This window comes from Corynebacterium sp. ACRPJ, assembly GCF_022347345.1.
In the GTDB taxonomy this organism is placed as follows: domain Bacteria; phylum Actinomycetota; class Actinomycetes; order Mycobacteriales; family Mycobacteriaceae; genus Corynebacterium; species Corynebacterium tuberculostearicum_D.
The window spans coordinates 21,209-33,909 of the sequence record NZ_JAKRNC010000013.1; the positions used below are offsets into that span (position 1 = coordinate 21,209).

General features: G+C 60.9%; 10 protein-coding genes and 1 tRNA gene. 4 read left to right on the forward strand and 7 right to left on the reverse strand.

Features of this window, described 5'->3' with window-relative positions:
* Nucleotides 1-166: 166 nt before the first annotated feature.
* A tRNA-Met gene (locus MHY08_RS09400) sits at nt 167-243 on the reverse strand.
* 151 nt (nt 244-394) lie between these two features.
* Nucleotides 395-3,352 (reverse strand): UPF0182 family protein, encoded by a 2,958-nt coding sequence (locus tag MHY08_RS09405; RefSeq protein ID WP_239194256.1) that lies wholly within the window; start codon nt 3,350-3,352, stop codon nt 395-397.
* A gap of 123 nt (nt 3,353-3,475) precedes the next feature.
* Between MHY08_RS09405 and MHY08_RS09410 the strand changes: the two genes are divergently transcribed.
* Nucleotides 3,476-4,012: a PPA1309 family protein gene (locus tag MHY08_RS09410; protein ID WP_239236408.1), complete on the forward strand. Its 537-nt coding sequence runs from the start codon at nt 3,476-3,478 to the stop codon at nt 4,010-4,012.
* A gap of 46 nt (nt 4,013-4,058) precedes the next feature.
* Nucleotides 4,059-4,730, forward strand: coding sequence for a beta-N-acetylglucosaminidase (locus MHY08_RS09415; RefSeq protein WP_239236409.1), 672 nt, complete (start codon nt 4,059-4,061; stop codon nt 4,728-4,730).
* Between the two features lie 5 nt (nt 4,731-4,735).
* On the opposite strand, the gene MHY08_RS09420 is transcribed toward MHY08_RS09415, so the two are convergent.
* Complete coding sequence (locus MHY08_RS09420) at nt 4,736-5,800, reverse strand: PDZ domain-containing protein (RefSeq protein ID WP_239236410.1); 1,065 nt, start codon at nt 5,798-5,800, stop codon at nt 4,736-4,738.
* A 93-nt stretch (nt 5,801-5,893) separates the two neighbouring features.
* Between MHY08_RS09420 and MHY08_RS09425 the strand changes: the two genes are divergently transcribed.
* On the forward strand, nt 5,894-7,315 hold the full coding sequence (locus MHY08_RS09425) for a zinc-dependent metalloprotease (RefSeq protein ID WP_239236411.1): 1,422 nt from the start codon (nt 5,894-5,896) through the stop codon (nt 7,313-7,315).
* Here MHY08_RS09425 and MHY08_RS09430 read toward each other — a convergent pair.
* A complete protein-coding gene (locus MHY08_RS09430; RefSeq protein WP_005322354.1) occupies nt 7,312-7,833 on the reverse strand; it encodes a M48 family metallopeptidase in 522 nt (173 codons plus the stop codon). The genes MHY08_RS09425 and MHY08_RS09430 overlap by 4 nt on opposite strands.
* 62 nt (nt 7,834-7,895) lie before the next feature.
* Here MHY08_RS09430 and MHY08_RS09435 point away from each other — a divergent pair, with 62 nt between their 5' ends.
* Nucleotides 7,896-8,783, forward strand: coding sequence for a hypothetical protein (locus tag MHY08_RS09435; RefSeq protein WP_239236412.1), 888 nt, complete (start codon nt 7,896-7,898; stop codon nt 8,781-8,783).
* Here MHY08_RS09435 and MHY08_RS09440 read toward each other — a convergent pair.
* From MHY08_RS09440 to MHY08_RS09450, 3 genes are read right to left on the reverse strand one after another with little or no spacing between them, the layout of a single operon-like run.
* Complete coding sequence (locus tag MHY08_RS09440) at nt 8,761-10,818, reverse strand: ATP-dependent DNA helicase UvrD2 (RefSeq protein ID WP_239236414.1); 2,058 nt, start codon at nt 10,816-10,818, stop codon at nt 8,761-8,763. The two genes, MHY08_RS09435 and MHY08_RS09440, sit on opposite strands and share 23 nt — an antisense overlap.
* Nucleotides 10,811-11,542 (reverse strand): NAD(+) diphosphatase, encoded by a 732-nt coding sequence (locus MHY08_RS09445; protein WP_239236416.1) that lies wholly within the window; start codon nt 11,540-11,542, stop codon nt 10,811-10,813. Before MHY08_RS09445 ends, MHY08_RS09440 begins: the two co-directional genes overlap by 8 nt.
* Nucleotides 11,543-12,661, reverse strand: a complete 1,119-nt coding sequence (locus tag MHY08_RS09450; protein WP_239230535.1) for a TrkA family potassium uptake protein — start codon at nt 12,659-12,661, stop codon at nt 11,543-11,545.
* Between the last annotated feature and the right edge of the window lie 40 nt (nt 12,662-12,701).

The window sequence follows — 12,701 nt, forward strand, 5'->3', positions numbered from 1 at the left end:
ATCCAAGGTCACAAAATCGAAAATTGTCACTTAACCCCATCACTTCCAAACCGGCTTAAGTGACAAAATGCCATCGCTAAAGTCCCGATTTGAGTCCCAGGACGTGCGCCTTAAGAGAAATAACTAAAGCCCCTACCAGTGTTTCTCCTGGTAGGGGCTTGGAAGTTGGTAGCGGGGGCAGGATTCGAACCTACGACCTCTGGGTTATGAGCCCAGCGAGCTACCGAGCTGCTCCACCCCGCGTCGAGATGACTTCCATCATCTGCGCTTGAACAGTGCGTTAACACAAAGTGTATTCGCTCTGTCCCGGCGACTCATGTAACTATACATAGGGAAAGGCACCTACCCAAATCCGCTGGGCAGGTGCCTAATCGATCGCGATTATAAGCCGGAACTACTTGTCCGTCTTCTGATAAGACTCCACAGCCTTGTCGAGCTCATCCAGGGCGCGGCCGTATTCCTCGAAGGAGCCATCGCGCGCATCTTCAAGCCCCTTCAGGGCCTTGTTGATGTCATCGATGGCACCCGCCTCGTCGGAAGAAGACGGAGCGGAAGCCGGGGCCGAAGGCTTATCGTCCTTAGACTCGTTCTTCTTCTCCTCATCCTTGGCGCCGTCCTTGTCCTCGGAATCGCCGTCAACTTCCTCGATGTTCTGGGCAGACTTGGCGTCGATTCCCACCTGCTCGAGGGCATCGCCGATGGTCGGGGCATAGCCCACGCGGCCCTTATAGGACACGAGCACGCGCAACAGCTTCGGGAAGGCAGAAGCCTGGTCCTTGCGCTGCGAGTAAATCGGCTCGAGGTACAGGATTTCGCCGCCACCTACTGGCAGGGCTAGCAGGTTGCCGTTGTGCAGGTCATTGGTGCCCTCCCACAGGGTGCGGTCGCGGGCGACCTGGTCGGAGGACATCATCGCATCCTGTGCCTGCTTCGGGCCCTGGGTCTGTGTATTGGTGGGCAGCACGCGCACGGTGATATCGCCGTAGTTTTCCGGTTCGGAGGATACGGCCATGTGCGCAGACAAGAACTCGCGGTTGAGGCCACGGTAAGACGTGGTCAGCTGGAAGGTCGGCTTGCCGGTTTCCGGGTCAGCGGCCATCACGTAGTACGGCGGCTGATTGAGCTGGCGGGATTCCTCCGCAGTGGGGTCGTTCGGCACGGACCAGAAGGCGTCGTTATTGAAGAAGACATTCGGGTCATCCACGTGGTAGCGCGCCAAGAGGTCACGCTGCACCTTGAACATATCCTCCGGGTAGCGGAAGTGCTGGCGCAGCTCATCGGAGATCTCCGCCTCAGGCTTAACGACGTCCGGGAAGACGCCCTGCCAGGCCTTGAGCACTGGGTCATTCTTGTCGAACTCGTAGAGGTCCACAGTGCCGTCATAGGCATCGACGGTGGCCTTGACCGAGTTGCGAATATAGCCGACCTTGTCATTGACCAAGCGCTGGGTGGTGCCATCGGGATTGAGGGTGTCCTGGGTGGCGTCGGAAAGCGAGGCACGCTGGGAGTAAGGCAAGGATTCCAGGGTGGTATAGCCATCCACAATCCACTTCAGGCGGCCATCAACCACGGCCGGGTAAGTAGCGGAATCGGTGGTCAACCACGGAGCAACCTTCTCTACGCGCTCGCGCGGATCGCGGTCATACAGCAGCTTGGACTCGCTGCCAACGCGGTCCGAGAGCAGGAAGTTCAGCTCGCGATACTTGGCGGCATACATGGTGCGATCAAAGATATTGCCAATGCCAACGCCGCCCTTGCCGTCATAGGTATAGGTGGAGCTATCGGTGTCGTACTCGACCGGGTTATCGCCGGTCTTGCCGGTAATCGCATAATCCATGCCATCGGCCGCGCCGGCAATGACCGGGCCGTAGTAGATGCGCGGCTGGTCTACCTTAATGCCAAGGGACTTCTCGGCGTCCTGGGTCTCGCCTTCGCCCTCGGACTCGCCGGCCTGGGTCTGCAGGTCAGACACGGTAAAGATGGGGAAGCCACCGCGGGCAGAACCTGCATCGCGGGCTACCTCGTCGACCTTATTGGCCTGGGCTGCCACAAAACCGTTGCCGTGGGTGTAGACGGTGTGGCGGTTAATCCAGTCCGACTGATTCTCCCGCAGCTCGTTCGGATCTAACTCGCGAGCGGCGACGACGAAGTCGCGCTTCTTGCCGTCGATCTCGTAGCGGTCCATCGACAGCGTCTCTGGGAAGCCGTAGAAGTTCTTCAGCTGCTGCATCTGCGTAAAGGTAGGAGAAAGGATCTCCGGATCCAGCAGGCGGAGGTTATTGATGGTGGCGTTATCAGAGGCCACCTTGTCATCGGAGACTTCCTCCCCGCCCCAGTTGTCTTCATAGGTGACGTGTTCATCCGTAAGCCCATAGGCATAGCGCGTGGCCTCGATATTGCGGGCGATGGATTCTTCTTCCTTCGCCTGGCGGTTGGGCTGTACGGAAAAGCGTTCCATCAGCAGCGGCCATGCCTGGCCAATGACCAGCGAGGACAGCAGCATCAGCACCACGGCCAGGCCGGGGATGCGCAGGTCCTTGATGACAACGGCCATAAACAGGGCCACGGCCACAAAGACACCAATGATCATCAAGATAATCTTCGCCGGCAGGTAGGCGTGAATATCGGTATAGGAACCACCGGTAAAGAGGTCGTGCTGGGTATTAAGCAGCTCATAGCGCTCCAACCAGTAGCCAATGACCTGGGCTACCATCCACAATCCGGCGGTAATCGCCAGTTGCAGGCGGGCGGGGTGGGAGATGGAGCCGCGCACACCGGCGGCTTTATTGCCAATGCGGATGCCTCCCAGCACGTAGTGGCCGAAAAGCGCGATGAGGAAGGCCAGGATCAACAAGATGGACAGGGTGCTGACCACCATCTTTAGAACCGGCAAGGTGAAGGCATAAAAACCTAGGTCGTGGTGGAACTGGGCGTCTTGTTCGCCGAATTCCTGGCCGTTGAGGAAGAGCAGTACCGTGCGCCAATTGGACTGGCCGATAAAACCGGCGATGACGCCCACGACGGCGGGGATGACCTTGAAGAAGACGCCCATGGACTTCTCAATGGACTTGCGGTACTGATACACCGGCGAGTTCAGGTCCCCAAGGTCGAGCGAATCCGGGCGCCCGCGCCAGGCAAAGTAGCCGGCGGCCCACACCACTGCAGCGGCCACAAGACCGAAGATGATAAAGAGGACTATCCGCGCAATAATCGCGGTGGTGAAGACGTTCCGGTATTCAATCGCACCAAACCACCTCCAATCCGTGTACATGCCCACGAGCATGGGGCCGAAGAACAAGAGGACGGCAATGATGGCCGCAATGATTGTCGCGACCCGCGGGGGCCGCTTCAACGGGGCGGCTGGTGTGGATGACCCTAAGGACAACGCCAGCTCCAATCAACTAGTGCGAATTTAAAACCTGTAGACTTCTTCCAGCTTAAGGAAGCAATACACAGATAACGAATAAGGATGTTCATGAGTTCCCCCGAATTATCACAGCCAGCTTTAAACCGCGCGATGACCGAAGCCGTGGAATTCGTCCACGCCGAAGGCTGGGACGCCCGCCCCACCATCTTCGCGCTGGTTCCCACCCACTTGGTAGCCGATCAGCTTGCCGCACTCGATGAAGAGGACGCCGCACCGCTTACCCTCATCGTGCAGGATAATGTGCCCGAAAACATCGAGCCCGGTTCAGAGCAGCTGGCCGATTATGTCTCCCGCCTGGCCTGGCCGCGCGAGGTCGCCGGCGTCATCTTGGCCCAAGAAATTAAGTTCCGCGATACCTCCAGCGAGGACCCCTCCCCTCGCCCGGCGCGCCTTTATTCCGGTGCGCTGCGCGAGGATGGCATCGAAACCACGTTGCTGCAGCTGCGCCCCACCGAGGAGGAGTTGGAAGCGGCCGGACCGTTCGCGGAAGATGACATCCAGCTGCGCGGCGGCCCCCAGGTGGCTCCGGGGGTTATTGCGGCCTTGCGCTATGGGCTGAGCCAAGACCCGGATGAGCTAGATTAGACTGAAGTGACAATTCTCGCCTGCGACTAAGGAGCATTTTCCTACCGTGCGACGCATTACTCTCACTCGCCTGACCGCCACCCGCGCCACCGCAGCAGCGCTTCTGCTGGGTGTAGGCGTGAGCACTGCCGCTTGTTCCTCGGACGATGCCGCGCCTGCCGACGCCTCCGTGGAGACCACCACCGCCGGCGCCGAGTCCACCGCCCCTGCGGCGGATACCGATGAGGAAACCAGCACCGCCTCCAGCTCTCCTTCCACCGCTGAGTCCAGCGTTGAATCGAGCGCGGCGGAAAGCTCGGAGGCGTCTGAGGGGGCGTCGGCAAGCAAGGAGCCCGGCAACGAAAAATTGGAAAAGTCGGTGGCCAAGGCCTATGACATCTTTGCTCCGGTAGCGCCCAAGGAGCTTTTCGCTCTCTTTGACCGCTGCGATTCCACGGGCGGGGACGATTCCTATAACTGCTCTGGTCCGGAGGTAGGCCAGTTCCAGTTCTTCCGCTCGCACTCCAAGGCCAAGCAAACCACGCAGGTGCTCACCGAGCTGCGCAGCTCGCAGGTCATTGAGGATGACGGCGACCGCGTCGTAGGCTGGTCCACCTTGGGAACCACCGCGGTCATCACCGTGGTGGACAATAAAGAAGGCATGGTTATGCAGCAGATGATCTCCTCCGACCAGGAAGACCCGGAAGAGAAGATTAAGGAGCTGGGCCTAGCTAAGTAGGCCGACTACTGGCAGGTTTTAATATCCTTGCCGTCCGCGAAGTCCTTCATCGTGGCCACCGCCTCATCCAAGGTGGAAACTTCCGCGATGGGCATATCGCCGTGGTCGCTCGCGGCAGCCTCGGAGCAATTATCCTTCGGCGCGAGGAAGAGCTCCGCGCCCGCCTCGTGTGCTGCGGCGATTTTATGTTGGATGCCGCCAATGGGGCCTACTTTGCCATCTTCCTGAATGGTGCCAGTGCCGGCCACGAACTTGCCGCCGCTGAGGTCTTCCTCGTTGAGCTTATCGATGACCGCCAGGGTAAACATCATGCCGGCGGAGGGACCGCCAATATCCTGCAGGTTGTATTTGACCTTAATATCGTCTTGCGGGACTGAGAGCATGGCGATGCCCAGCATTGCCTGCCCCTTCTGCTGGGGGTTCTCCCCTAGCTCTATTTCTTCTTCTTGCTCCGTGCCGCCCCGCTGGACGGTCAGCGTGACCTTATCGCCAGGGCTTTTCTGTTTGATGACGTCTTGGACCTCGCCCGGCTCCGAGACCTCCTTGCCGTCTACTGCGGTAATGACATCGTCCTTTTTCAGCGTGCCCTGCGCCGCGCCCTCATCCAAAACTTCCGCGATGGTGATCTTTACCGGCAGGTGCAGGTAATCCATGGCCGCCACGGTGGCTGCAGACTCGGACTGGGTAAAGGCCTGCTTATTGGACTCTTCTACCTCTTTATCGCTCATATTCTGCGGAATGACGGTATCGATGGGCACGATGGTGTCATCGGTCATCATCCAGCGGCCCAGCGCCTGCGCCAGGGTCATATTGGTGCGCACGGAGACCGTGGTCATGTTGAGGTGGCCGTCGGTGTCATAGGTTTTCGGCGCCTTAACATCTACCACCTGGGTGCCGTCGACCTCACCCAATGTGTCCACCGTGGGTCCTGGGCCCTCGGCGGCATAAGGCACGGTCAAAGACACATCGGTGCCGGGGATATGGTCAAGCGATACCAACGCACCGGTGAGGACGACGGGGATGGCACCCCAGGCGATGGTGCGGACGCGACGGCTAGCAGGAGAATTCACGGATCAATACCCTACAACCTTTGCCGTAGTGTTCGCTGTCAGCGTAGCGGGGATCATGGAAAGTAGCCGGATGGTGCCGGTAGATTAGGACGCATGAGCAACGGATTCGGTTTTTCTTTCCCCAATAACGATGACGACGATAATGACGGACGTCGTGACCAGAACCCGTTCGGCGCATTCGGCGGCGCTAATGGTGGCGGCCTGGGTGACATGCTGAACCAGTTCGGTCAGATGCTGTCCGGCATGGGCTCTTCCATGAACTCGCCGGAAAACTCCGGCCCAGTCAATTACGACATGGCCAAGCGCATCGCCCTGCAGCAGATCTCGCAGTCCAAGGCGGTAAGCACGGACGATACCAAGGCAGTGGAGGAATCCGTCCGTTTGGCGGAGCTCTGGCTTGATGACGCCACTTATTTGCCCACCGCCTCTGGCACGGCCAAAGCCTGGGATTCCAAGCAGTGGTTGGAAGAGACCATGCCGGCGTGGCAGCGCATGGTCACCCCAGTGGCAGAGCACATGAATGATGCTCAGCTGGACTCCATGCCGGAAGAGGCCCGCGAGATGATGGGCCCCATGACCAAGATGATGAACCAGATGTCTGGCATGAACTTTGGCATGCAGCTCGGCCACGCCTTGGGCGATTTGGCCTCCCAGGCGCTGACCGGCTCCGATTTTGGCCTGCCCATCGCCCCAGCTAATACCGTGGCACTGTTGCCACAGACCATCCAGAAGGTCGCCCGCGAGCTTAATGTTCCTGGCCAGGAGGTGCTGGTTTATATTGCCGCACGCGAAGCTGCGCGCCAGCGCCTGTTCAAGCACGTGCCGTGGCTGGTAGAGCGCATCGTCTCCTCCGTGGAGGAATATGCCATCGGCCTGGTTATTGATACCTCCCACCTGGAGGAAGTCACCCGCGAGCTCAACCTCGAGTCCGGCGATCCACAGGCGATCCAGGACGCAATGAGCAAGTTGCAGGGCATGGACCTCTCCCCGCGCATTACGTCCAAGAACACTGCGGCCGCATCCCGCCTCGAGACCCTCTTGGCGCTGGTGGAAGGCTGGGCCGAGCACGTCGTTACTGAGGCACTGGGCGAGCGCATCCCGTCGACCTCGAAGCTGACCCAGGCATGGGCACACCGCCGCAGCACCGGCGGTTCCGCCGAGAACGCCTTTAGCAAGGTCGTCGGCATCGAACTCAATGCGCCTAAGGTCTCTGAGGCCGCTGAGCTATGGCGCCGCGCCACCGTCGCCGTGGGTGCCGAGAAGCGCGATAAGGCCTGGGATCACCCAGACTTCCTGCCCACTGCAGAGCACCTCGATAACCCGGCCGCCTTTATCGACTCCCTGCTGGACGAAGGCCCGGATGAAGGCTTTGAAGAAGAGTTTGCCAAGCTGGAGGAAATGCTGAAGAACGGCGAGGATTCCTCTGCCGCGCAGGGCGACGAGTCCAAGGAGTCCGAGAATCCAGAAGCCAAGGACGAGAAGAAAGACAAGGGCAACGAGGACGAGGAGAACTAGCAGCCCCAGCGCTGATAGGCCTCAAGATAGCCCTTCGCCCGCTCGGCGTGGGGCGCCCTGTCCGCCCACTGCCAAAAATCCCGCCCATGGCGCGGGATGAAGGTGTGGGTGAGCTCGTGAATAATCACTGAATCCAGCACATAGTCCGGCACGTGTTGCAGCCGGTCGCTCAGCCGAATATCCGCGGTGGAGGTAGTACAGCTACCCCACCGCGTATTTTGATTGCTCACCCACCGAATAGAGCCAATGGTCGCGCGGCCATCTAAATACGCCGCGTTGAGCCGCCGCGCACGTTCTTCGAGCTGGGCGTCCGTGCGGCGGCCACTGCCCTGCTTCTTTTCCACCCGCGCCAACATATCCGCTACGGCTTCGCGCTCATCGCGCGCGGACATCCACGCGGGAATGCGTACCTCGAGTACCCCGGACACCATGCGCGCCTGCACGGTTTTCGTCCGCTTGGCAGAGCGAATGACTTTGATCTCTGGGGGCTGCGGTGCGGTAGGCTGCATGCTCGACATGACAGGTGATTGTACCTGTGGTGCAATGGAGACCACATACTTCGGGGGAAGGGGTTAAAGGCGTGGGGATTTCTGCCACCCAGGTGGTCTTAGCACCCGGCAGCGCGGTGTTTTGCCGCGAGGAAACGGTAATCCAATTTGGCATGGATGCCACCCGCGTCGGGGTTGCGGAAACAGGAAGCGCGCTCGCCGTCGCGACGGCTTTCAACACCGCTCGCGAGCCAGTGACCCCGGAGGACTTGTCCCACCGGCTGCGTGCCGCAGGACTTGAGGAAGCGGCGGCGCTGAGCCTCATTGAAGACGCGCTGGACTATGGCATCCTCTGGCCGCACAGGGAGTCCGCCGAAAAGACAGACACCATTGTCCTCATGGGCGAATCCACCCTGGCATACAACCTTCGCGCACGCCTTGAGGAGGATGGCTTCCAGGTGCGCATCCCGCTGGAGGAAGACAATGCCTTTTCCTATATCCACGACCTGGACGGCATGTATCCGGTCCTCGCCGTGGACCAGCTGCACTGCCCGCTGGATTGCGCGAATGCACTGGCGGGCACAGCAACCACGTGGATTCCGGTATCTTTGCTGGACAATCGTGGCGTCATCGGGCCGGTACGCATCCAGGGCCAAGGCCCCTGCCCCTTGTGTGCGCACTTGGCGCGCGTGGATATGGACCCACTCTGGAATATCATCAGTACCCAGCTCACCCGCGTGCGCCGCACGCCAGAAGCCGTGGTGCTCGATGCGGTTGCGGCGCATTCGCAGGTGATCATCCGGCGGCTGATGGGGCGTCCGCTGCCGCCAGGCGCGCCAACCCCTAAGCCGCGCCCCGGACAGCAATGGGAGGTCGATATCTACGGACACCATCAGCAGCGCACCGTCATTGCGCATCCACGCTGCCCGGTGTGCTTCGGCGGCAAGACCAACCTAGCTAGCTGCGAACCGAACGAATAACCTCTAGTACCTGGGCGCCGTAGCGCTCCAGCTTGCTAGGGCCTACGCCGGAGATGGAGAGCATCTCTGCCTCATCGGAGGGTAGTTCCTCCGAAATCGCTTGCAGGGTGGCATCGGAAAAGATGACATAAGCCGGCACCTTTTCCTGGCGCGCTACCTGGGAGCGCCACGAGCGCAAGGCGGCAAAGACCTCTTCATCGCCGCCGCCTTCACAATCTTCATGGCGGCCAATGACCTTTTCCGCCGGTGTTCCCAGCGGGCCAGAGCACACGCGGCAGCGCTTTGGGCGGCGCGAGCGAGACCCACCACCGGAGGCATCTTCGGGCGCCGGGACGATGCCGTCGAGGAAGCGGGTGCGCTCGCGCGAAGCCCGCGAGCCGGTAGTCTTCGCCAGCGCCCACGACAGCGCCAGATGTTCACGAGCGCGGGTAATGCCCACGTAAAACAGGCGACGCTCCTCTTCTACCTGTTCGTCGCCAGCCTTGATGGCGTGGTTGATGGGCATGAGCTTTTCCGTTAGCCCCACGAGAAATACCGCGTCCCATTCCAAGCCTTTGGCGGCGTGGACGGTAGCCAGCGTCACGCCTTCCATAGCTGGGGCCTGCTTATCGGTGGAGCGCCGGCGCAACTCCCCCAGCACCCCGTTGAGATCAATGCCAGGAGTCGATTCCACAATCTTTTCAATAAGCCCTACCAGTGCGTTGAGGGACTGCCAGCGCTCGCGGGCCTGGGCACCCTGCGGCTCGGTGGAGCTCAAGCCCAGCTCGACAAACGCGGCCCGGGCAATCGCCACCGGGTCATCCGGCAGGTCCTCGCGGCGGGTCGCAGCGATAAGCACGCGGATAGCCTCCAGGATTTCCGGGCGGCGGAAAAAGCCCTCGCCGCCGCGGACTTGGTAGACCACTCCGGCGTCGGCAAGCGCCTGCTCAAACTGCTCCGACTGGGCATTGATGCGGTACAGGATGGCAATCTCGGAGGCCGGCACACCCTGATCCAGCAGAGTAAGGACCTGGCCGGCCACCTCCTGGGCCTCAATCTCTTCGGACTCATAGGCCTTGAAGGTGGGCTCTGGGCCGGGCTCGCGCATGCCCTGCAGCTCCAAGCGCGTGCCCGCCGCGCGGCCGGTGGCCTTGCCGATGACCCGGTTGGCCAGGTCCGTTACCTGCGGCGTAGAGCGGTAGTCGCGCTGCAGCTTGACCACGGTGCCATCCGGGTACGTGCGGGAGAAATTGAGCAGATAGTCCGGGGAGGCGCCGTTGAAGGAATAGATGGTCTGGTTAGCATCGCCCACCACGGTAAGGTCATCGCGCTCGCCCAACCAGGCGTTGAGCACCCGCTGTTGCAGCGGGGTAACGTCTTGGTACTCGTCGACGACAAAGGTGCGGTACTGCTCGCGGAAGGTCTCCGCAATCGCCGGCACATTCTCGATGGCACCTGCGATGTGCATGAGGAGGTCATCGAAGTCCAAGTGCATCATGTCCGGCGTGGCCTTGGCCTGCTCATAGCGGCGGAAGGCCTCTGCCACCTTGGCCGGATCGGCCGGCGCACTGCGGTCCGTATTGGCGATCACGGACTCATAATCCTCGGCGCTGACCAGCGCGGACTTAGCCCACTCGATTTCCGCCAAGACGTCTCGAATCATGTCCTTGGAATTATCCAGCCCCACCGAGCGCACCGCGCGGGCAACTAGGGGGAATTTATTATCCAGCAGCTGCCACGGAAGATCTCCTGCTACCTGCGGCCAGAAGTACTTCAACTGGCGGCGCGCCGCCGCGTGGAAGGTCTGCGCCTGCACGCCGGCCACGCCCATGGTGCGCAGGCGGTCGCGCATTTCTCCGGCCGCTCGCGCCGTGAAGGTCACCGCAAGCACGCGCTGCGGGCTCACAAAACCCTGGTCCACCAAGTTGGCAATGCGATAGGTAATAGTGCGGGTCTTGCCCGTACCCGCGCCGGCCAAGATGCACACGGGCCCGCGCGGCGCCGTGGCCGCGCGCAGCTGATCTTCATCCAGCAGGGACAAATCCGGCTTAGTCACCGTGGTACCACTCCATAATCATCGTGTGTGCAATTGAACCCGGACGTGGAAGCTTAAGCTCAGGCAGCTCGGCGCGCTCCACCCACCGGATTTCTTCCAATTCCCCATCAGTATGGCAGGTGGGGTGGACATCAGCCGTGCTTGCACAAAAGCCCAGCATAAGAGAACCACTCGGTGGCCACGCCTGCGAGCCCCAATAGCGAATATCGTCCACCCTGCGCCCGGTTTCTTCCAGGGCCTCGCGTGCAAAAGCAGCCTCCGCGGTCTCGCCCGGCTCAACGTAGCCGGCGATCAGGGAGAAAAAGCTAGTGCGGCGACGATTGCGCGCCAGCAAAATCCGGTCGGTTCCGCTGAGGCGAATAAGCCCGATGACGGCAGGATCCAGGCGTGGGAAAACCATCCGGCGCTCGTCCACAGGATCGCGCCCCACGATTCCCGGTGCTGGGTAGTCCAGCTTGTGGCCGGTCCGCGGATCAAAGCGCTGCTCGCGCCGATTGCGGATCAGCGCAATGGCTTGCAAAATCACCGGCTGGTCCGCAAAGAACGTCGCGCTTTCTAGCCGGCCCAGCTCGCTAGCACCGTCCTCCGGATATGCGCACGCCTGCAGGGTACCTAGGTCCACTACTGCGTGCTTGCCGACGCCCCCGGGAACCTTCTCCACCAGCACCGGCTCCCCCGCTGCCGTAACCGGTACCTGGCCATGAGGGGTTACTGGGAGGAACATTTAATCCTCGTCATCATCGTCCATGACCTCGATGGGTTGCTCCATCTCATGCTTGATGTAGAGCAGGCGGTCGCCCGGCTTCAGCGCGGAGGCATCCGCAGTATCCACGCGGTGCAGCTCGTTATTGCGCAGGACGGCCAGCACGATATCTGCCAGGTGGCGGGGGTTGGAGCCCACCTCGAATTCGCGCACAGCGCGCTCGGCTACGGAGAAACCCTCGTTGGGTGAGAGCAGGTCTTCCATCATCTCCACCACCGTCGGGGTGACGGTGGCCAGGCCCAGCAGTCGACCAGCCGTCTCCGCAGAAGTGACCACGGAATCCGCTCCGGATTGAAGCAAGAGGTGACGGTTCTCGGACTCGCGCACCGACGCCACGATCTTGGCCTTGGGCGCAAGCTCTCGCACGGAGAGGCAACACAGCACCGCGGTATCGTCCGAAGATGGGGTAACGACGATGGAGCTGGCATTCTCTACCCCAGCGATCTTCAGCACGTCCTGCTTGGTGCCGGAACCAAAGATGGTGACCAGCCCGTGGTGCTCGGCGTGTGCGAGGGACGCACGGTTGGTATCGATGACCACGATCTGGGACGACGGAACATCATCGGCCAGCAGCGCGGCCACGGCTCCGGCGCCCTTGGTGCCATATCCGATAACGACGGTGTGGTTACGCAATTGCTTTCTCCAGTTCTGGATTTGGAAAGTACGGCGGGCCTTATCCGTCAACACGGACAAGGTCGCGCCAACCAATAAAACAAGGAAGATCAGGCGGGCCGGGGTAATAAGCGTTAAGTTAATGAACCTGGCCTGCGGGGACACGGGCACGATATCGCCATACCCCACGGTGGTCAGGGACACCGCCGCATAGTAGGCGGAGTCTAATAGCGACATGTCCTCGCTATACCCACCGCCGTCCAAGTAGACCACGGTGGTCACGAAGACAACGATGACAAATGCCCACAGCACACGCTTGCCCAACTGACGCCACGGGCTGGAATTTTCATCCCCCGGCACCGTAATGACATCAATGAGCGCGTGGTCCGGCTGCGAGGACAGCTCGACCTGCGGCAAGAAGCGACTTCTAAAGCGTGACTTCATTGCCTGCGCACGTTTTTTGGCCACTAGCCCAGCCTTCTTTTCTAGTCTCGAATGATTGCTCAAG

What these genes read in the sequence shown, in the direction of transcription:
- MHY08_RS09445 (WP_239236416.1), bottom strand. Translation starts at nt 11,542, where the DNA reads ATGTTCCTCCCAGTAACCCCTCATGGCCAGGTACCGGTTACGGCAGCG.
- MHY08_RS09425 (WP_239236411.1), top strand. Translation starts at nt 5,894, where the DNA reads ATGAGCAACGGATTCGGTTTTTCTTTCCCCAATAACGATGACGACGAT.
- MHY08_RS09410 (WP_239236408.1), top strand. Translation starts at nt 3,476, where the DNA reads ATGAGTTCCCCCGAATTATCACAGCCAGCTTTAAACCGCGCGATGACC.
- MHY08_RS09430 (WP_005322354.1), bottom strand. Translation starts at nt 7,833, where the DNA reads ATGTCGAGCATGCAGCCTACCGCACCGCAGCCCCCAGAGATCAAAGTC.